The sequence below is a fragment of the Labrenzia sp. PO1 genome (assembly GCF_012273635.1).
In the GTDB taxonomy this organism is placed as follows: domain Bacteria; phylum Pseudomonadota; class Alphaproteobacteria; order Rhizobiales; family Stappiaceae; genus Roseibium; species Roseibium algicola.
On the sequence record NZ_JAAXCR010000001.1, the window covers coordinates 263,989 to 284,732 of the forward strand.

Sequence of the window (20,744 nt, forward strand, 5' to 3'; positions counted from 1 at the left end):
AACACCGGTCAATGTCAATCATAAAAAATCAAAAATGATCATTTTGCAGCGCAATATGATTGATATTGATCGTTTTTGATTGACAACCCGATCCGTTCAAGCGAGTTTCTAAACAACGAGACGCAAGCCGTCAGGCTTACCTGGGAGGAAAAGATGTTGAATTCCGCTGCCGGTTCCCGGCTTGCAAACCTGTGGGATGACCAGAAGGCTTCCGGCATGAGCGAAGCGGAGCTGCTGCTCTATCGCTCCAACCTCCTGGGCTCCGACAAGCGCATCACCAACTACGGTGGCGGCAACACCTCCGCCAAGGCGATGGAAAAGGATCCCCTCACCGGCGATCAGGTCGAGGTACTGTGGGTAAAGGGCTCCGGCGGCGATGTCGGCACCATCAAGATGGATGGTTTTGCGACACTCTACATGGACAAGCTGCGGGCACTTAAAGGGCTCTATCGCGGTGTCGAGTTCGAAGACGAGATGGTCGCCTGCCTGCCCCATTGCACCTTCAACCTGAACCCGCGCGCCGCCTCCATCGATACGCCGCTTCATGCCTATGTGCCGAAAAGTCATGTCGACCATATGCATCCGGACGCAATCATCGCCATTGCAGCGGCAAGCGACAGCAAGGCAATCACGCAGGAAATCTTTGGCGCCGACATCGGCTGGCTGCCCTGGAAGCGTCCAGGCTATGAACTGGGCCTGTGGCTGGAAAAATTCTGCCTGGAAAATCCGGACGCCCGCGGTGTCGTTCTGGAAAGCCATGGCCTCTTTACATGGGCTGACGACGCCAGGACCTGCTACGAAACCACACTGGAGATCATCAACAAGGCGATTGCCTGGTTTGAGGAAAAGACGGCAGGAAAAGATGCTTTCGGCGGCTCGAAACACCGCGCCCTGGCCCCATCGGACCGGCGTGCCGTTGCCGCCCGCCTGATGCCTGCAATCCGGGGGATGGTCTCCGGCAAGCAGCATATGGTCGGTCATTTCGACGACAGCGACGCTGTGCTGGAATTCGTCTGCGCCAACGACATGGAAGCCCTTGCCGCCCTCGGCACAAGCTGCCCGGATCATTTCCTGCGCACCAAGATCCGCCCGCTTGTGGTCGATTTCGATCCCGCGACCCCGGACATCGAGGCAACGCTCGCCGGGCTCGGTCAGGCTGCAGAAGCTTACCGTGACGACTATGCGGCCTATTATGAGCGCTGCAAGCACGACGACAGCCCCGCCCTTCGCGACCCGAACGCCGTTGTCTACCTGGTGCCGGGCGTTGGCATGATCACCTTCGCCAAGGACAAGGCGACGGCACGCATTTCAGGCGAGTTCTACACCAACGCCATCAACGTCATGCGCGGCGCTTCCAGCGTTTCCACCTACCGCGGCCTGCCGGAACAGGAAGCCTTCGACATCGAATACTGGCTTCTTGAAGAAGCCAAGCTGCAGCGCATGCCCAAACCCAAGAGCCTTGCAGGCAAGATCGCGCTGGTCACCGGCGGTGCCGGTGGCATCGGCTCGGCCACCGCTGAACGCTTTCTTCGCGAAGGCGCCTGTGTGGTGCTGGCCGACATCGACGCGGACGCACTCGGGGCCGCCGCCGACAATCTCACCGCCCGCTATTCCAGAGACGTCGTGCGCACGGTGACGATGGATGTCACCAGTGAAGACGCAGTGGCAGACAGCTTTGCCCGAGCTGCACTGGAATTCGGCGGTGTCGACATTCTCGTTTCCAACGCCGGCATCGCGTCTTCCGCCCCGATTGAGGACACCACGCTCGACCTGTGGAACCGGAACATGTCGATCCTGTCGACCGGTTATTTCCTGGTGTCCCGTGAAGCCTTCAAGGTCATGAAGACGCAAGGGGTTGGCGGCTCCATCGTGTTCATCGGATCGAAGAACGGCCTTGCCGCGTCTCCCGGTGCCAGTGCCTATTGCACGGCCAAGGCTTCCGAACTGCACCTCGCCCGCTGCCTTGCCCTGGAAGGCGCTCCGGAGGGGATCCGCGTCAATGTGGTCAACCCGGACGCTGTCCTGCGCGGGTCCAAGATCTGGTCCGGTGACTGGCTGAAGGAACGCGCCGAAGCCTACGGCAAGGACACGTCGGAGCTGGAGGAACATTACCGCCAGCGCTCGCTGCTGAAACTCTCCGTGCTGCCGGAAGACATCGCCGAGGCAACCTACTTTTTCGCCTCCGAGTTTTCCGCCAAGTCGACCGGGAACATCATCAACGTCGACGCCGGCAACGTTCAGGCGTTCACGCGGTAAACGTCACATCCACAAAGCAGACCTCATCCTGAGGAAGCGCGAAGCGCTGTCTCGAAGGATGGGCGGCACACTCCAGACAAGCGGCCCATCCTTCGAGACGGGCCTCGCGGCCCTCCTCAGGATGAGGTTCTTCGGGCAGGAAAGGATCTTCTCATGATGATCGACACATCGCTGGTCGCCGGGGAAAACGAGACCCGCACAGCCGACCTGAAGCGTGACTATGAAACCCTGGGCGAAAGGCTCGACCGGCGCGGCGTTTCCATCGATGCCATCAAGGCGAAGGTCGCCGCATATGGCGTCGCGGTGCCGTCCTGGGGTGTCGGCACCGGCGGCACGCGCTTTGCACGGTTTCCCGGCAAGGGCGAACCACGCCATATCTTCGACAAGCTGGAAGATTGCAGCGTCATCCAGCAGCTTACCCGCGCAACACCAAACGTTTCGCTGCATATTCCCTGGGACAAGGCCGACCCGGCGGAGCTGAAGGCCAAGGCAGGTTCGCTCGGGCTTGGCTTTGACGCCATGAACTCCAACACCTTTCAGGATCAGGACGGTCAGCCTCTTTCCTACAAGTTCGGCTCGCTCAGCCATACGGATGCCGGCACGCGCAGACAGGCTGTCGAACACAATCTGGAATGCATCGAGATCGGCAAGGCCATCGGCTCCAGAGCCCTGACCATCTGGATCGGCGACGGATCGAACTTCCCGGGACAGACCCACTTCACCCGTCAGTTCGAGCGGTATCTGGACGCGGCAAAAGCCATTTATGCGGAACTGCCGGACGACTGGCGGCTGTTCACCGAGCACAAGATGTATGAGCCGGCTTTCTATTCCACCGTGGTGCAGGACTGGGGCACCAACTACATGATCGCGCAGGAACTGGGTGAGAAGGCCTACTGCCTTGTCGATCTCGGCCACCATGCCCCCAACGCCAATATCGAGATGATCGTTGCCCGGCTGATCCAGTTCGGCAAGCTCGGCGGATTCCACTTCAACGACAGCAAGTATGGCGATGACGATCTGGATACGGGCTCCATCGACCCGTATCGGCTGTTCCTGGTGTTCAACGAACTGGTGGACGCCGAAACGCGGAAGGCGCCTGGTTTCGATCCCGCGCATATGCTCGACCAGTCTCACAACGTGACCGACCCCATCGAAAGCCTGATGGTCTCCGCCATGGAGGTGCAGCGCGCCTATGCCCAGGCACTGCTGGTCGACAGGTCTGCCCTGGACGGATTTCAGGACACGAATGACGCCTTAATGGCGACGACCACGTTGAAAACTGCTTTCCGCATCGATGTCGAGCCGATCCTGGCCATGGCAAGACTGGAAAACGACGGCGCTGTCGACCCTGTTGCGGCCTACCGGAGTGCAGGATACCGGCAGAAGGTCGCGGAGATCCGCCCGGAAGTTTCCGGGGCCGGCGGCGGGATCGTCTGACCCAGGAGTATTGACCAGAAAAGACCGGCCGGGAGGGGGCCCCCTTCCCGGTCAGACAGAGGCGCGAATGAGCGAGACCAGGGCCTCGACTTCCGGGTCGAATTCATCCTTGTTCGGGATCAAAAGCCCGTATCGGCTCATGTGCTCTTCCAGCCTGACCGGCAGAATGCGGATCAGGCCGTTTTCCTGATAGTAGTCGGCAACCGATTGCGGCAGAACGGCAAGCATGTCGCTTTTTCCGACCGCCAGCGTCGTCATCAGCATCGACGACGTTTCAAGGCCGTAATGCGGTGCGGGCAGATCCGCATGAGCAAAAGCAAGCTCGATCGACATGCGCATCGGGCTTGGCCTTGGCTGCAGGATCCAGCTGAAATCACCAAGATCCACCAGACTGAGCTGTTTGCTTGGCACCAGCGGGTGCGACGGCGCCGCCACGACAGCGAGCCTCTCCTGCCAGAGCGGTTCAAACCGAATGCCGGTCATGTCGAGATGTTCCACCGGCCGCCCCAACACGATATCCAGCGCACCTTCGTTGAGCGCGGAAATGAGATTGTCGGAAGTCGACACCATCAGGCTGATCTGTGGGCCGACATTGGTTTCCATCAGGTTCATCAGAAGCTCGGATACCTGCCCTGGCAACGCTTCCATGATCGCGCCAAGCCGCACCTTGCCATATTCGCCGCGCTGCATCGCCGACAATTGCGCCTTCAGCCGCCCTGTCTCGGAAATGATCTGGCGGGCATGCCGGGCGACCACCACGCCATAGGCCGTTGGTTTCATGCCCCTGGAAAGACGCTCGAACAGCGTGACCCCGAGCGTGTCCTCCACTTCCTTCAAAAGCTTTGTCGCCCCGGGCTGGGAAAGGTTCAGCTCGCGCGCGGATTCGTGCAGATTGGTCGTGACTTCCAGGCTCGCCACAAGGGCAAGCTGTTTGAACCGCAGGCGAGACAGGATCGCCATGTCGAAGGTTCCATGCATATCGATCGATCCGCTCAGTCGTTGGCGTACCCGCTTGGCGGTCTCAATCGATACCGGATTTTTTCCTTTCCAGACAGTCAAATACCCGGCCTCATGTCTTTAGGTGGATCAAACGACGGCTGATCGCCCCGGAGTTGTCCTCACTGCCCCCAGCGCAAAACCAGGGGATCGAGGCGGCGCAGAAGCGTCAGTAGCCTCTCGCGGACCGGCTGCGGCAGCGGGTCAATCGGATGCCGGCAGAAATCGGATTTGATGACACCGCCTTCGACCATCGCCGCCTTGCAGGAGCGCCAGCCGCACAAGCGGTTCTCGTGATTGATGACGGGCAGAACCCGCGCATAGGCATCTGCTGCCTCGTCGGTTTGGCCCGCGTGATAGAGATCGATGACGGGCTTGATCTGGTCGACGATCATCCCCGAGGTCATCGAACCGCGCGCGCCTGCGTCCAGATCCGCCAGCAACGTGATGCCTTCTTCGCCATCAAATGGGCCTTCGATGGCAGGGCCGCCTTCAGCAATGAGAGACCGCAACTTGTTGGCAGCCTGCGGGCATTCGATCTTGAAGAGCTTCACCATCTCGATCTCGCGGGCCATCTTCACCAGAAGCGGCACCGGCAAGTCGACGCCGGACAGGGGCGCATCCTGGATCATGATCGGAATGCCGACCTCGCCAACGGCAGCGAATTGATCAAACGTCTGCTGGGCGTTCCCTTTCAAAAGAGCACCGTGATAGGGCGGCATCATCATGACAATGGCTGCGCCAAGCGACTTGGCAAGCTGCGCCCGCTCTACCGCGATCCGTGTCGCGAAATGGCTGATCGTGACGATGACAGGAACGCGGCCGTCGATATGCTCGATGCAAAGCCGTGTCAGCAACTCGCGCTCTGCATCCGACAACAGGAACTGCTCGGAGAAATTCGCCAGGATGCAGATGCCATCCGCGCCCTGGTCGATAAGGCAATCCAGCACGCGGCGCATGCCCGGTTCATCAAGCGAACCGTCTTCGTGAAAGGGTGTCGGGGCGACAGGCCAGATTCCGGAATAAGGGGTCATGGGGCTACGTGCTTTTTTCTTTCAGGATATTGGATGAGCTTCCTGCCCCGGTTCGCTGGCCGGAGCAGGAAACCCGAAAGGTCACTCGGCAATGTCGAAGTGCTGGAGATGCTTGTCCGAGATCGTGATGCCGAGGCCGGGCAGATCGTCGTCAAGCTGCAGATAGCCGTCCACGGCTTCCGGGTCGCCTTCGAAGATGTAATAGAAGAGCTCGTTGCCGACCTCGACATCGAACACCGGAAAATACTCGCTGATCGGGCAATTCGTGTTGGCCATGGTCAGATGGTAGTTGTGCATCTGGCCCGCATGGGGAATGACCGGGATCTGGGCAGCTTCGGCAATGGCGTTGATCTTCTGCGCCGCCGTGATGCCGCCAACCCGGTTGGTATCATACTGCAGGATGCTGACGGCCTTGCGGTTGATGAGCTCGGCACAGCCGATCACCGAAAACTCGTGCTCGCCGCCGGAAATCGGCACGATGTTCATAGCATTGAGTTCGGCATACCCGGCAACGTCATCCGCGATCACGGGCTCCTCTAGCCAGCGTGGCTCGTAAGGAGCAAGTTTCGGCAACATGCGCTTGGCATAGTCGAGGTTCCAGCCCATGTAGCATTCCAGCATGAGGTCATTGTCGTAACCGATGACCTCGCGAACCGCCTCGACCCGCTTCAGGTTTTCCCGCATGCCCGGCATGCCGTCCTTGGGGCCGAAGCCAAAGCGGGACTTGAAGGCCTTGTAGCCGCCCTTCATTGCCTCCTCGGCTTCCTTCTGCATCGCCTCGATCGACCCGGCGTAGAGCTTGGAATAATAAACCGGGATCTTTTCCTTGGTGCGGCCGCCCAGAAGCTTGAAAACCGGCTTGCCGACCAGCTTGCCCATCAGGTCCCAGATCGCGATATCGATGGCCGAGATAGCCGTCATGCCGATCCCCTTGCGCCCCCAGGCGTGGCTGCGCCGGTACATCTTTTCCCAGATGTAGGCATAGTCGAACGGGTCTTCGCCGATCACCAGTGGTGCGTACCAGTCGTCGATGGCCTTCTTGACGACCGAGGGAGCCAAGGCGGCGTTGCCGATACCGATGGTGCCGTCTTCCGTCTCGACTTCACATGTCAGCCACTGGTGAAAGCGGAAGGACGACATGGCATCGCCCTTCATCCACAGGGCATCGGAAGCGTTGGTGCAGAAGTTGCCCTGCGGCGGGACCGTCGGACCTTTCCAGGTCCAGACGCGCGTGCGTACGGATTTGATTTTCATATGACTGATCCACTCAATTGGAAATTCGGGACGTCCGGCGCCGCGTTCCCATGGCGCAGGCGATGTTCCAGGCGTTGCGCATCGGGCCGACATTGGCGGTTCCCTTGCCGCGAATGTCGAAGGCGGTTCCGTGTGCCGGTGTGGTGATCGGGATCGGCAGACCGCCCTGCACCGTCACCCCCTGCCAGAAGCCCAGCAGCTTGATCGCGATCTGCCCCTGATCGTGATAGAGCGTCACGATGGCGTCGAGTTCCTTGGCGACCGCTTTCAGGAAAATGGTGTCGGAGGGATAAGGCCCTTCCACAGGCAGGCCCAGCGCCTTGGCACGTTCGACTGCGGGCGAAATGATCTCGATTTCTTCTGTTCCGAAATTGCCGTTGTCGCCATTATGCGGATTGAGGCCGCAGACACCGATCCGCGGGCTCTCGAACCCGGCATCCTTCAAGGCCGAATGGATCAGGCGTGCAGCCTCGATGATCTTGTCTTCGGTGATGAGGTCAGCCACATCGCGCAGGGCGATGTGGCTCGTTACCCGGCTGGTCCATAGACCGTCCATCACGTTGAGTTCCGAGACACTGCCATTGTGGCCCAGCCGGCCGGCAAACCAGTGCAGCTCGTCCGACTGGCTCATGCCGGCCGAATGAAGTGATGCCTTGTTGAGCGGGGCGAAGACCAGCGCATCCGCCTTGCCTGCCCGAACCATGTCGACACCCATGCCAAGCGTTTCCAGGCAATGTGCGCCACCTTCCGCGCTCACCTCGGCACGTTTCCAGCCACCTTCCGGAGCCTTGCCAACCTGCAGGAATGCCGGAACCCCGGACCCTTGCTCGGGCAACGCAGCCGCTGAGACGACCTGATAGTCGAAACGGACACCGGCGATCTCCATGCCGGTTTTCAACTCTCCCTCGTCTCCAAGGATCAGGATATCCGCCGCCTGGCGGGCTTCCTCCTCGGCGAGAAGCCGGGCGACCAGTTCAGAGCCGATACCCGCCGGGTCACCAAGGGTCAGAACCAAACGCGGTTTGGGCGTCGTCATTGAATAAACTCCGTCAAAGCAAGGGAAACCTGGGGAACGTAGGTCACCAGAAGCAGGATCAGGGCGAGCACGCCGATGAACGGCAGGTTGGCACGGGACGTTTCCCAGATGCCCGCCTTGGCAATCGAGCAGGACGTGATCAGCACCGAGGCGACCGGCGGTGTCTGCTGACCGATGGCAAGGTTGAGTGTCACCATGATGCCGAAATGGATCGGGTCGATGCCAACCGCATTCACCAGCGGCATGACCACCGGTACGACCAGGATGATTGCTGCCGCCCCGTGCAGGAACATGCCGAGCACCAGCAAGAGCAGGTTGAGCAAGGCCAGCACGATGAAGGGATTGGTGGTCAGTTCGGTGATCTGCGCGGCCAGTTGCTGCGGCACCTGGGCCTGCGTCAGGAACAGCCCCAGCGCGGCGGATGTTGCCACCAGCAGCATGACCACACCCGTCTGGCTGATACCTTCCAGCATGGTCTTGCGCAGGCGCCGGACATCGAGATCCCGGTAGATGAACAGGCCGATCACCAGGGCGGCCAGTACCGCCAGCCCGGCGCCTTCCGTTGCCGTCACGATACCGGAGAATATGCCGCCCAGGATGATCACCGGCATGGTGAGCGCCCAGAACGCTTCCCGGAAGGTCCTGGCAACGTGGCGAAGGTCGAAGCCTTCGGCGCGCGGCAGGTTGTAGCGAACCGCCAGAATGTAGGTGACGATCATCAGCAGTCCGCCGCCGAGAACGCCCGGAACGATACCGGCCACGAACAGCTTCAGCACCGAAGTTTCGGCAATTGCACCATAAAGGATCATGGGAATGGACGGCGGAATGATGATGGCAAGGGACGCCGAAGACGAAGTGATTGCCGCCGCAAGCGTCCGGGAATAGCCGCGTTTCTTCATTTCCGGGATCAGCACCGTACCGGTGGCGGCCACATCGGCCACGGCTGACCCGGAAATTTCGGCAAAGACCATCGAGACACCGATGTTGACCATGCCCAGCCCGCCCCGGACAAAGCCGATGAGAGCAGTGACAAAGTTGATCAGCCTGACGGAAATGCCTGACGTGTTCATCAGGTTGCCGGCAAGGATGAACAGCGGGATGGCGATCAGCGGAAAGGAGGTCGAGCCCGAATAGAGCGCGATGGCCATGTCGTAGAGCCGGTCCGTACCCGAAGTCAGGACGAACCCGCCGAGAGCGACAATCCCGATTGCCACGGCAATCGGCACGTTGATCAGGATCAGACCGATGAGGACGATTGTTGTCAGAAGAAGGATCATCGCGTGCCCTCCCGTGCGTGCATGGCCTGGGCCTCTTCTTCAGCCTCGGCAATTGCGTGTTCGATTTCCGCGTGTTCCCGATCAACCCCGGCGGCAGCGTCGCGCAGAGTGCGTGGCAGCGTCAGCAACGTTCCGATGATCATGAGACCTGAGGTGATGGGGATGACCGATTGCACGATGTCGAGCGTCATCCACGGAAGGCTGAGGAGTGAATCCCACTTGGCAACCGCCAGAACCGCATAGCCGTACCAGGCAACAATTGCGAAGAAGGCGATGACGAGCAGTTCCGAAAAGGCTGTCAAGGCCACCGCCAGCCCTCTCGGCATGGCAGTCACCAGGCCGGAAAAGGACATGTGATGCCGCATGAAGACAGCGTAGGTCGCGCCGAAGTAGGTCAACCACGCCAGCATCACGCTGGCCAGTTCGTCGTACCAGGACGGCGAAGCCCCCAGGTAGCGCATTGTCGTCGAGTAGATGACCGCTCCCGTCAAGGCGAGCAGAAGTGCGATGCAGACAGCCTCGATTGCGCGCAACAAAAGGCGCTCGAACAAAGCAATCATGGCTCCTCCCAGAGAAATTGCCGGCCGGTTGACCCGGCCGGCTGTTTTGTCAGTGTCTTGTTTGATCAGTCGGCAAGGCTCTGCGCCAGCCCCACCAGCTTGTCGCCACCCTCAACCTTTGCTGCAAAGGCTTCGTAGATCGGCGCAGACGCTGCGATGAAAGCGGACTTGTCGGCCTCGTTCACCTCGACCCCGGCGGCACGCACCTTGTCGACCAGCTCCCTGTCCGCAGTCTCGCCTTCATTGAGCGACCAGTCCTGCACCGAAGCTGCAACTTCGGATACGGCCGTCTTGACGTTTTCCGGCAGCTTGCCCCAGGTTCCGGCACCCGTCGTCAGGTAGGTCGGCGAATAGACGTGACCTGTCAGGCTGAGATACTTCTGAACTTCCTGGAAATTGGCGCCGACAATGTTGGTGAGCGGATTTTCCTGGCCATCCATGGTGCCGGTCTGCAGGGCCACGAACACTTCCGAAAATGCCATCGGCGTCGGGTTGGAGCCCCACTCCTTGAACATCGCGACACGCCACTCGGAAGACGGTGTACGGATCTTCAGCCCGTCCAGGTCGGCCGGTGTGTTGATCGGGCGGGAGTTGTTCGTGATCTGGCGGAACCCGTTTTCCCAGGTCGAAATCACGTGAAGACCGGCGGCTTCAGCCTTGGGAGCCAGTTCCGTCTTGACCAGATTGGCATCGATGGCCTTCAGATGCTCGCGGTCCTTGACGAGGAACGGCATGTCGAACAGAGCGAATTCCGGCGCCACGTTGGTCATGATGGACGAAATCAGGGTGAACTGCACGGTGCCGAGACGCAGCTTCTGCATCAGCTCCTTCTCGTCGCCCAGCTGCGCGTCGGCATAGAATTCGACCTTGTCGGCATCACCGAGGCGCGCCTGCAGCTCCTCGGCAAACTTCTGCGCGCTGCGGCCCTGCAAGCTGTTGGAAGCTGCGCCAACGGCAACGATGTAGGTCTCGGCCTGCGCGGGCAGCGCACCGAAAGCAAAGACGGACGCGAGCAGGCCTGCACAAAGGCCCTTGTGTATCTTGTTCATTGATGTCTCCTCCACTTGACGGGACCGACGACCGGCGACGGACGTCAACTCCCACCTAAGGGAACCTAGTGAAAGTCCGTTGCCAAGAATAATGGGAAGACAGGATCGACCGATAACCAAATGGAATTGATCACACCTGTTGCGAAAACCATGAGAGCAAGTACCAGCACCTGCTGCAAGCCCGATAACGGCGGTTTCCGCCCCTTGTCCCAAGCCGAAATGCAGCGTTCTGTAGCCTGATCAACCGAACTTTGGCACAGTCTGGCTCTGCCAGAAATCAACCGGAAGGCCCATGGCGTGAAAGCCCAATATGTGGAACTGATCGACGCTGTCGCGACCCTTGGAAGCCTGGCGGCCGCCGCGAAGGTCCTTGGAAAATCTCAGCCTGCAATCACCAAGGCGTTGAAGAAGATCGAGGGCGATCTCGGCGTTGTTCTGTTTCACCGGGTGCCGAGCGGCATCGTGCCGACACTGGAAGGCCAGACCGTTATCGACCGTTGTCGCCGCATCCAAAGCGACCTGAAAAAGCTTTCGGAAGATGTCGCCCAGTCACGCGGGCAATATGTCGGCATGATTTCAGTGGTGGTGTCACCGCTGGCCGCACTGAAGATCATTCCGCCGGTGTTGCGCCGGTTTCAGAACCGGTTTCCGGGCATCGAGCTGAACATCACCGGAGGTCACGCCCCGAAGGCCTTTCACGCGTTGAGGTCGGGCGAAGCGGATTTCGTCATCGGCCCGGCTCCTGACGGACAGCCCAAGGCTGGGCTTCATGTCGAACCGCTGCTGACGACATCGGTGACCTTCCTTGCGGGCCAGCAGTCTTACCTGAAGGACCTGTCAAAACCGCAGGACCTGTTGAACGCACGATGGGCCGTTATCGGCCCGAGCAGCCGCCGCCCTCTTTTTCAGGACTTCTTCCGCCTGCACGGTCTGCAAGGGCCCGCCCCTGTTATCCGCTCCGATTCGATCCTCAGTATTCTGTCCGTTCTGGAACAGTCCGACATCGTCTGTTCGTTTCCATCGCTCATTGTGGACGAGGTCAGGGAACGGTGGTCCGTGACGGCGCTGCCTGTCGACCTGAGCATGCTGACGGTGGATATTGCCCTTACCTGGACCAAGGAAAGGCTGCTGACGCCTGCGGCCCTCGCCTTTGCAGACATCGTTCGCGAAGAAGGCCGCAATTGCGCTCCTCAGACATGATTGGATATAACCTGAAGTTATATCCATGAGTTCGAGTTAATTGAGGGATATACCTCTGGAGTGCTAATCTTCCCCCCAAGAAGGCCGCAGAAGCGGCACCTTGGGAGGACATCTGAGTGAATATCCTGTTCGTCATGTACGACCAGCTGCGCTTCGACTATCTGAGCTGCGCGGGACACCCGTATCTGCACACACCGAATTTTGACCGGGTTGCTGCCAGGGGCGTGCGCTTTACCAACGCATATGTGCAATCCCCCATATGTGGCGCCAGCCGGATGAGCTTCTACACCGGGCGCTATGCGTCCTCCCACGGGGCACAGTGGAATGGCTTCCCGCTCCGGGTCGGCGAACACACGCTGGGCGATCACCTGCGCAAGGCCGGCATGGACTGCTGGCTTATCGGCAAGACGCACATGAAAGTGGATGCGGAAGGCATGACCCGGCTGGGGCTGTCCCCGGACAGCATCATCGGCGCCCGGCAGGCCGAGTGCGGATTTGATGTCTGGGTGCGGGACGACGGTCTCTGGGGCGAAGGGCCGGACGGCTTTTATGACGAAAAACGTTCGCCTTACAACGAATACCTTAAGTCCCGCGGCTATGCGGGAGAGAACCCCTGGGCGGATTTCGCCAACGCCGGCGTCGAAAACGGCGAGAAGGCGTCCGGCTGGATGTTCGACAATGCGGACAAGCCCGCCAATATCCGCGAGGAAGACAGCGAAACACCCTGGCTGACGACCCGCACGATCGAATTCATTGAACAGGCAACTGCCCCCTGGTGCGCGCATGTCAGCTATATCAAGCCCCATTGGCCATACATCGTGCCGGCGCCCTACCACGACATGTACGGGCAGAACCACGTTCCCGCCGCGGTTCGCGCCGATGTCGAGCGCGACAACGCCCACCCTGTCTACGCGGCCTTCATGGCCAACAAGATTGCGGCCGCCTTTCAGCAGGACGACGTGCGCCGAAAGGTCATCCCCGCCTACATGGGCCTGATCAAGCAATGCGACGACCAGCTCGGCAGGCTCCTGGACTACCTGGAAGAGACAGGCCGAATGGAGGACACGATGATTGTGCTCACCTCCGACCACGGCGATTATCTCGGAGACCACTGGCTCGGCGAAAAGGACCTGTTCCATGAGCCTTCCGTCAAGATCCCGATGATCGTCTATGATCCGCGATCCGAAGCCGATGCCACAAGAGGCACCACCTGCGACGCACTGGTGGAGGCGATCGACCTTGCCCCGACATTTCTGGAAGCTGCCGGCGGGGTCGAAGCCGGCCACATTCTGGAAGGCCGCAGTCTGAGCCCCTGGCTGCGCGGGGAGACGCCCGACTGGCGAGAGGCGGTCATCAGCGAATACGACTATTCCGTCACCCCCATGTGCGCCTCCCTTGGCGTCAGCACCAAGGATGCCCGTCTCTTCATGGTGTTCGACGGCCGCTACAAGCTGATCCATGCCGAAGGCGGTTTCCGGCCGATGCTGTTCGACCTTGAGAACGACCCGGAAGAATTCCACGACCTGGCCAAGGCCGACGGCCATGAGGCCGAGATCGCCCGCATGTACGACCTACTGGCCCGCTGGGGCCGGCGTATGTCGCAGCGTGTGACGCGGTCGGATGCCGATATCGCCGCCATGCGCGGCAAGTCCGCCCGGCGCGGTATTCTTCCCTTCCTGAAGGATGGATCGGAAGTGCCGGAGGAACTGACCGAGGCCTATCGCGGCCCTGCCCTGCAGGATCATGTTTCGCCCGAAAAGGGAGGACGTTGAGGTGAGCACGGCAACAGGCGACACCCCGGCCATTGCCCGTAGCGACAAGTGGATTGCCGACTGTCTCGCCGTGCTTTTCGTGCTCGTGATCGTTACCTATGCGGCCTCCGGCCCGATCACGGATTTTGTCCGCTGGTTCATTGAGATCACAACACAAGGCTTCGATGAACTGTCGCGCCGCGATCAGCGCGCTCTGCTTCGCGACCACTGGCTTGGGGCTGGTTACCGCTCGTTCGAACGATCCTTCCTGCTGCCGACCGGGCTGATCATCGGCCTGCCAATCGTCTTTTCCTTTGCCATCTGTCTGCTGACACTGCACCGGGGCCGCGCCTGGCGCTGGCTCAACTGGGCGCTGACGCTGCTCGCGCTCGCCGCCTTTGTGTCCTGGATGCTGAAGATCTTCGCGACTGACGGCGGTGCGCTGCCAAGCGCCAGCCCCATCGACTTCGTGATGTTCCCGATCGCCACCGCCATTACGCTTTATCTGACCTGGCGCATGTTCGGCGGCTTCATCGTCGCCTTCTGCCTCTTCTGGGTGGTCTATTTCTTCATTCGCGGCTACCTGCCGGACTGGACCGGCATTCTGGCCGGATCCGACTCCACATTCGGGCAGAGCCTGCGCGCCATGGTGTTGAACTTCTGGGCCCAGACCGGTGGCCAGTTCGGTCAGCCCCTGCAGGTCGTCTCCGGCAGCGTGCTGATCTTCATCGTTTTCGGTGCGGTGATGATGGCTTCGGGCGCGGGCGACCTGCTGTTGAAGATCGCCAACCGGCTCACCGGCGGGCTCGTCGGCGGTGCCGCTCACGCGGCGGTCGCCTCCTCCGCCCTATTCGGCACGCTTTCCGGCGCCGCGATTTCCAACGTGGTCTCCACCGGCGTGATGACCATTCCCGTCATCAAGAAGTCCGGCTTCAAGCCGGCCTTTGCCGGGGCTGTGGAAGCTGCCGCTTCCACGGGCGGTCAGATCATGCCGCCGGTGATGGGGGTTGTCGCCTTCTTCGTCGCCGGACAGATCGGGCTGGAATACCGCTACATCGTTGTGGCCGCCATCCTGCCCGCGATCATGTTCTACTTCGCCACCTTCCTGACGGTCTATTTCGAGGCCCGGCGTCTTGGCATCGGGGCCCTGCCGAAAGAGCAACGGCCGCCACTGACAGGCAAGGAATGGGTGCAGTGCCTCGTGTTTGTCGTGCCACTGGGTGTGCTTACCTATTTCCTGTTCAGCCAGCCGTCCGTACCCAAGGCGGGGTTCTACGGCTTTGTTGCCGCCATCGTCTCCGCGCTGGTCCTGTTCCGCGAATTCCGGTCCCGCACACGCCTCTGGCAGGCGTTCGTCAACGCGGGTCGCATGGCGGCTACGATCGTCGTCATCGTCACGGCGATCGGACTGATCGTCGGCCTGATCCAGGTGTCCGGTTTTGCCGGTCGCCTTGCGCTGTTGCTGACACAGCTCGCCAGCGGGCCGCTGCCGCTCGTACTGGTGGTCGTTGCCCTCGGCGCCATCGTGCTCGGCATGGGTCTGCCGCCTGGCGCAACCTATTTCATTATCGTGATCGCGCTCTCTTCCGGCATTGATGCGGTTGGTATCCCCGAACTGACGCTGCACCTGTTCGTGGTCTTCTTTGCGGTCATGTCCACGGTTACCCCGCCTGTTGCGCTCGCCGCCTTTGCCGCCGCCCCGATTGCCGGGGCCGACCCGATCCGCACGGGTTTCGAAGCGGCCCGGATCGGCATTGCCGGCTTCCTGATCCCCTTTGTCTTCGTCTATCACCCGGCGGTTCTCTACAAGCTGCAGGTGCTGTTCGCCTGGTTCGGCACCGGCGCGCCGGACAGCAAGGCGATGGTCGATCTCGCGACAGTCTCCTGGGGAGCGTTCTTCTGGATCATCGCCGCTTTCGCGCTCGCCATGTGGTCGATCGCTTCCGCTTTGGCCGGGTTTGACCGGGGGCGCCTGCCGTACTGGGAGCGTATTTTGCGCATTTGCCTCGGCCTGCTGGTTCTGGTGCCGCACGTGGCCATTGCCGGTGCAGCCGCGATTCTGACCCTGGCGGACTTCGCCTTTCACGCAATGCGGCACCGGAGCCCTGACGCCGCGCCCAATCCATCACAATGAAAAGAGCAATTTTCCACGGGAGGACGGAATGAAACGATTTGCCTTTACAGCCCTTGCCGGCCTGATGCTGGCCGGCTCTGCGTCGGCTCAAGACACCACGCTCAAGATGCAGACCATAGAGCCAAGCCTCGGTCAGGCAATCACCATGGCGACCTTCGCCAACATCGTGACGGACAAGCTCGACGATGTTTCCATCGAAGTCGCCGGCGGCGGCGCGGCAACGCTGCACCAGATGGAAACCGCTCGCGGCAATCTCGACATGTACATGATCTCGCCCACCATCCACATCCTGATGAGTAACGGTGCGGCCATGTACAAGAACGAGCCGGAAGCCCCGGAACTTGCCAAGAATGTGCAGGTGCTGATGTGGTTCCCCTACGGCCAGTATCACTTCGCCGTTCGTGGAGACAGCGACATCACCGTTCTGGATGACATCGAAGGTGCAACGGTCTTCCTCGGACCGCAAGGTGGCGGTGCGTACAACGCAGCCAAGGGCTGGATCGAGGCCACCACCGGACTTGTCGCCGGCGAGGACTACGACGCCATGAAGGCCAACTGGGCAACCGGCTTCCAGTCCTTCCTGGACGGCAAGGTGGAAATGTATGTCAACGGCTGCATCGACCCGTGCCAGCAGTTCATCCAGTTCACCGAAACCGAGACAGTCCGCTTCATCGGGCCGGAAGACGACCAGGGTGAAGAAGTGGACAAGTTCCTCGGCAAGTTCCGCCAGCGGGCTGAAATTCCGGCAGGTCTCTACGAGAACCAGGTGAATGACGGTCCGGTCATGTCCAACGACACGGCTGTCGGGATCGGTGTGCGTGCGGACCTTGACGAAGAACTCGTCTACCGGATCACCAAGGCCTTCTGGGAAAACCTTGGCAGCATCACAACCGATGCCCCCTGGGCCAAGGCCTTGTCGCCAGACTATGCCGCACAGACACTCGGCACGGCCACGTTCCACCCGGGGGCTGCCCGTTACTACAAGGAAATCGGGGTTCAATAACCGGCGTTGGCCCTGACCGACGAAAAGCGGCCCGGCAAATCCACCAAGACCGGGGGTCTCCAGCCGTGAGCGCAGACCCCCGGTAAAGTTGCATCTATCGGTTTTCCGCCAAAACGTTGTACCTTTATCGAAGTCGGCTGGGGGCAGCGGAAGATACCTGAGACTTTTTACGCGGAAGGTATTGATATGACTGTAACTCTGGATATTCAGCAACCACAGCCGTTTGATCTGGTGGGATCAAGAATACTGATCGCGGGCAATGCGACCGCATTCGAAGGAACCTTGAGCATTCGGGTTTCCGAAGGACACGACGAATATGCCTCCTTCACCCAGGTAGGCTCACTCGGCCTCAAGCAGTTTCAGGGATTTATCGATATCCCGGACACCAACCAGTTTCAGCTCAATCGCCTGTTCCTGACCCTGGCTGACGACACCGGCAACGAAAATGGCCCGTCCGTCGTCATCCCTGTCCTGTTCGGCCCCAGGATCCTGGCGGGATACGGTGGCTGGCAGCCCTACACGGTGAAGTCGGGTGACACCCTGACCAAGATCGCGCAAGACCAGTATGGCACCGGCGACTATCAGCCGATCTTCGATGCCAACCAGCACATCCTGAGCAGTCCAAACGTTATTTTCCCGGGTCAGGTTCTTCGAATACCGCGCAACGACATCTGACGCCCGGATATCAGAAACAATCGCTTCAATTGAAGTACACACAACCGGTCTTTACCGTTAAGTCGTTTTCAGTCGAAATGGGTGACAAATCGAACAAAAAAATTAATTTGCGTGGGCGAAAATTAATGATCACACAAACAAACTACCCTATTGTACAGTAAGCAGGCTAAGGTAAGAATATAATTTCCTGTAAAAGATAAATATAGAAAACCATAGCTTTTCACTTCGACTACCGGAGAAAAAAATGAAGTCTATCGTATTTTTCAACAACAAAGGCGGAGTGGGAAAGACAACACTATTATGCAATGTAGCCGCTTTTCTTTCCCAGGAAATGGGGAAAAAGATTTGTATTGTGGACTGTGACCCACAGTGCAATGCCTCACAATATTTGTTTCATGACAATTACTTAGAACCATCTCTTAATGACACATCAAAAAACATAGAATCGCTTTTTGTTGGTCTTATGGCGGGTGAAGGTCACACAAAAACTGTTCCTATTATGAGATCTGCATCTTTTAGCGTTGATGTGGTCTGTGGAAGTCCTGGCCTTTCTATGGCAGAAGATTTTCTGGCTGAAGAATGGGCCAGTTTAAACACGCTACGCGGACTTTCCAGTACACTAGTTTTTCGAAAAATGCTGGAAACTCTCACTAACTACGATTATGTCTTATTCGACGTAAGCCCTTCACTTGGCGCAATAAATAGAACAGTTTTGCTGAGCTGCGATTACTTTGTAAGCCCTATGTCTATTGATATTTTCTCGCTAAAAGCGTTCGAGAATATAAGTAAATGGATGAGTAAATGGCGAGCTCATTGGGAGTATTCGGTAAACAGCCCGTTACTCGACCAGAACAATCCCCAGGTAAAAACCGCAAAATCTGCAAAAGGCGCCAGTTTCATTGGATACGTATCTCAACAGTATACTGCAAAACGAGATGCAAGCGGCGAAAGACGACCGGTAAAATCATTCGATGAAATACTAAAACAGATCGACGACCAGATAAATATTCACTTTACCGGAGATCTACGCCCGCCATTACCTTTTGAAATTGGAAAAATACCAAATCTTCACAGCCTTGCCCCAATGTCACAATCACGTCGCAAACCAATTTTTTCGCTGACAGGTAGCGATGGGGTTGTCGGAGCTCATTTTGCAAAAGTGAAGGAAGCTCGAGAGATTTTTAAAGAAGTTTCCATTGGCATTTCATCAAGGGTTTCGTAGATTCGATGCTTACAGACGAATGGCCGCCCCAATTAGTGCGAGATATTGCTCGCCGAAGAGTTGTACTAGTCATTGGTTCGGGAGTTTCTCGGCATGCCACTGGTGTCGATGGATTTACGAAGCCCCCAATATGGAAAACGTTTCTCAAGGAGGCTGCTGAGAAAATCGGGCGCGGACCAGATACAGAACATATTTTCAAAGCAATTAGTGATGGCGACTTACTTCACGCGTGTGAATGGCTAAAAGCCCGTTTTGATGAAGATTGGGCAGCATATTTGCGATCCCAATTCGTGGATCCCAAATACTCTCCCGGCGCGCTACATGAATTGATTGCTCTGTTAGATGCCCGAGTAGTTTTCTCATTAAATTTCGACGATATTTACGAAAATAAATCAAGAGAAATAAATGAGACCTCTCAATTCGTTAAAAACTATAACGATGTTGACGTCTGTGAATTTCTGAGAGGAAATGCAAGATATATCATTAAAGTTCATGGCAATTTATCCTCTCCTGCGACATTGATTTTCACACAAGAAGAGTATTCAAAGGCAAGAATTAGCCACAGCTTGTTTTATTCAGCCTTCGATGCAGCACTTATGACACATACTTTTCTATTTATTGGCTGCGGTTACGGCGATCCGGATGTCAATCTGCTTTTAGAAAATCAAGCCTTTAGCTCGACACCTGGATCAGTTAATCCGCATTATTTCTTAACGTCTTCAGATTTGCCCAACGATTTGAAACAATCCTTGCGAAAAAATAGAAATCTAAAAACCCTAACCTACAAAAAAATCGATGAAAACCATTCTGGCCTAGTAGACGCGATGAATACCCTACTCAGCCTCGTGGGCGACGCTCGTACTGCATTGACAGAAGACAACAACTGGTAGACCTCTGTTTATCCCATAGCGACACGCACCCGATCGATTTTTCCAAAAGAAAAGGCCCGCCAGAGGCGGGCCTTTCCGTCAAACCGTATTCGGCGCTGATTAGCGCGAATAGAACTCGACCACCAGGTTCGGTTCCATCTGTACCGGGTACGGTACGTCAGAGAAGCCCGGAACGCGGGAGTAGGTCGCGGTCATCTTGTTGTGGTCGACGTCGATATAATCCGGAACATCACGCTCTGCGGACTGGGTTGCTTCCAGAACCAGGGCGAGCTGCTTGGACTTTTCACGAACTTCGATCACGTCACCCGGACGGATCTGGTAGCTCGAGATGTTGACGCGCTTGCCGTTCACCTTCACGTGGCCGTGGTTGATGAACTGACGTGCTGCGAAAACGGTCGGGACGAACTTCGCACGGTAGACTATGGCGTCCAGACGGCGCTCCAGCAGGCCGATCAGGTTTTCGGAAGTGTCACCCTTCATACGGGACGCTTCAGCATAAACCTTGCGGAACTGCTTTTCGGAAATGTTGCCGTAGTAGCCTTTCAGCTTCTGCTTTGCGCGGAGCTGAACACCGAAGTCGGACAGCTTGCCCTTGCGGCGCTGGCCGTGCTGACCCGGGCCGTATTCACGCTTGTTGGCCGGGCTCTTCGGACGACCCCAGATGTTTTCGCCCATCCGGCGGTCAATTTTGTACTTAACGCTATGGCGCTTCGACATCGCGGTTTCCTTTGAATTCGCGTTGTTATTTAAAAGGAAACGCGCCCTCCTTTATCGTCACAACCCGTCTTGCGACGGAAAGGTCAGATCGACAGGGACCCGGCTAGACGGCGCCGGCCGGATGCCCACGGGTGCGTAGATCCGGAAGACATTGTCTGCCGGACCGCGCGGAGATACAGGCAGAGCCTTGAAATGTCAATCCGTGCACCCGGTCCGCTTCGGAAAAGACCCGCCGAACCCGGCCAATTCTGCT

The 20,744-nt window shown here is 58.4% G+C and carries 17 protein-coding genes; 9 read left to right on the forward strand and 8 right to left on the reverse strand.

The annotated features are described in order from the left end of the window. Positions 1 to 153: 153 nt before the first annotated feature. Together HCG46_RS01315 and rhaI are read left to right on the forward strand one after the other, a co-directional pair. A complete protein-coding gene (locus HCG46_RS01315; protein WP_168684213.1) occupies positions 154 to 2,256 on the forward strand; it encodes a bifunctional rhamnulose-1-phosphate aldolase/short-chain dehydrogenase in 2,103 nt (700 codons plus the stop codon). A gap of 153 nt (positions 2,257 to 2,409) precedes the next feature. Then, the gene (gene rhaI, locus HCG46_RS01320) at positions 2,410 to 3,693 is read left to right on the forward strand and encodes an L-rhamnose catabolism isomerase (protein ID WP_168684215.1); all 1,284 of its coding nucleotides are present in this window, start codon (positions 2,410 to 2,412) and stop codon (positions 3,691 to 3,693) included. A gap of 51 nt (positions 3,694 to 3,744) precedes the next feature. On the opposite strand, the gene HCG46_RS01325 is transcribed toward rhaI, so the two are convergent. The 7 genes from HCG46_RS01325 to HCG46_RS01355 all read right to left on the reverse strand — a co-directional run bounded on the left by HCG46_RS01325 (position 3,745) and on the right by HCG46_RS01355 (position 10,899). Next, entirely contained in the window at positions 3,745 to 4,752 is a 1,008-nt protein-coding gene (locus HCG46_RS01325) for a LysR family transcriptional regulator (RefSeq protein WP_023000849.1), read from the reverse strand. A 59-nt stretch (positions 4,753 to 4,811) separates the two neighbouring features. Then, on the reverse strand, positions 4,812 to 5,723 hold the full coding sequence (locus HCG46_RS01330; RefSeq protein WP_077292526.1) for a dihydrodipicolinate synthase family protein: 912 nt from the start codon (positions 5,721 to 5,723) through the stop codon (positions 4,812 to 4,814). An 81-nt stretch (positions 5,724 to 5,804) separates the two neighbouring features. Further along, entirely contained in the window at positions 5,805 to 6,977 is a 1,173-nt protein-coding gene (locus HCG46_RS01335; RefSeq protein ID WP_023000847.1) for an L-rhamnonate dehydratase, read from the reverse strand. Positions 6,978 to 6,990: 13 nt separating this feature from the next. Continuing rightward, positions 6,991 to 8,013, reverse strand: coding sequence for a 4-hydroxythreonine-4-phosphate dehydrogenase PdxA (locus tag HCG46_RS01340; RefSeq protein WP_168684218.1), 1,023 nt, complete (start codon positions 8,011 to 8,013; stop codon positions 6,991 to 6,993). Continuing rightward, entirely contained in the window at positions 8,010 to 9,290 is a 1,281-nt protein-coding gene (locus HCG46_RS01345; RefSeq protein ID WP_023000845.1) for a TRAP transporter large permease, read from the reverse strand. Before HCG46_RS01345 ends, HCG46_RS01340 begins: the two co-directional genes overlap by 4 nt. Beyond that, the gene (locus HCG46_RS01350) at positions 9,287 to 9,850 is read right to left on the reverse strand and encodes a TRAP transporter small permease subunit (protein WP_023000844.1); all 564 of its coding nucleotides are present in this window, start codon (positions 9,848 to 9,850) and stop codon (positions 9,287 to 9,289) included. Before HCG46_RS01350 ends, HCG46_RS01345 begins: the two co-directional genes overlap by 4 nt. A 65-nt stretch (positions 9,851 to 9,915) precedes the next feature. After that, the gene (locus tag HCG46_RS01355) at positions 9,916 to 10,899 is read right to left on the reverse strand and encodes a TRAP transporter substrate-binding protein (protein WP_023000843.1); all 984 of its coding nucleotides are present in this window, start codon (positions 10,897 to 10,899) and stop codon (positions 9,916 to 9,918) included. Between the two features lie 297 nt (positions 10,900 to 11,196). Between HCG46_RS01355 and HCG46_RS01360 the strand changes: the two genes are divergently transcribed. The 7 genes from HCG46_RS01360 (at position 11,197) to HCG46_RS01390 (ending at position 19,774) form a co-directional block, all read left to right on the forward strand. Then, positions 11,197 to 12,099, forward strand: a complete 903-nt coding sequence (locus HCG46_RS01360) for a LysR family transcriptional regulator (protein ID WP_168684220.1) — start codon at positions 11,197 to 11,199, stop codon at positions 12,097 to 12,099. A 116-nt stretch (positions 12,100 to 12,215) separates the two neighbouring features. After that, positions 12,216 to 13,871, forward strand: coding sequence for a sulfatase-like hydrolase/transferase (locus tag HCG46_RS01365; RefSeq protein ID WP_168684222.1), 1,656 nt, complete (start codon positions 12,216 to 12,218; stop codon positions 13,869 to 13,871). Position 13,872: 1 nt separating this feature from the next. Continuing rightward, complete coding sequence (locus tag HCG46_RS01370) at positions 13,873 to 15,984, forward strand: TRAP transporter fused permease subunit (protein WP_168684224.1); 2,112 nt, start codon at positions 13,873 to 13,875, stop codon at positions 15,982 to 15,984. A 28-nt stretch (positions 15,985 to 16,012) separates the two neighbouring features. Continuing rightward, positions 16,013 to 16,987: a TAXI family TRAP transporter solute-binding subunit gene (locus HCG46_RS01375; RefSeq protein WP_168684227.1), complete on the forward strand. Its 975-nt coding sequence runs from the start codon at positions 16,013 to 16,015 to the stop codon at positions 16,985 to 16,987. Between the two features lie 186 nt (positions 16,988 to 17,173). Continuing rightward, on the forward strand, positions 17,174 to 17,662 hold the full coding sequence (locus tag HCG46_RS01380) for a LysM peptidoglycan-binding domain-containing protein (protein ID WP_077292519.1): 489 nt from the start codon (positions 17,174 to 17,176) through the stop codon (positions 17,660 to 17,662). 244 nt (positions 17,663 to 17,906) lie between these two features. Continuing rightward, positions 17,907 to 18,884, forward strand: coding sequence for an AAA family ATPase (locus tag HCG46_RS01385; RefSeq protein ID WP_168684229.1), 978 nt, complete (start codon positions 17,907 to 17,909; stop codon positions 18,882 to 18,884). Positions 18,885 to 18,889: 5 nt separating this feature from the next. Beyond that, complete coding sequence (locus HCG46_RS01390; RefSeq protein WP_168684231.1) at positions 18,890 to 19,774, forward strand: SIR2 family protein; 885 nt, start codon at positions 18,890 to 18,892, stop codon at positions 19,772 to 19,774. A gap of 99 nt (positions 19,775 to 19,873) precedes the next feature. Here the strand turns inward: HCG46_RS01390 and rpsD are convergent, their stop codons facing one another. Continuing rightward, on the reverse strand, positions 19,874 to 20,491 hold the full coding sequence (rpsD, locus tag HCG46_RS01395) for a 30S ribosomal protein S4 (RefSeq protein ID WP_023000837.1): 618 nt from the start codon (positions 20,489 to 20,491) through the stop codon (positions 19,874 to 19,876). Positions 20,492 to 20,744 lie beyond the last annotated feature (253 nt).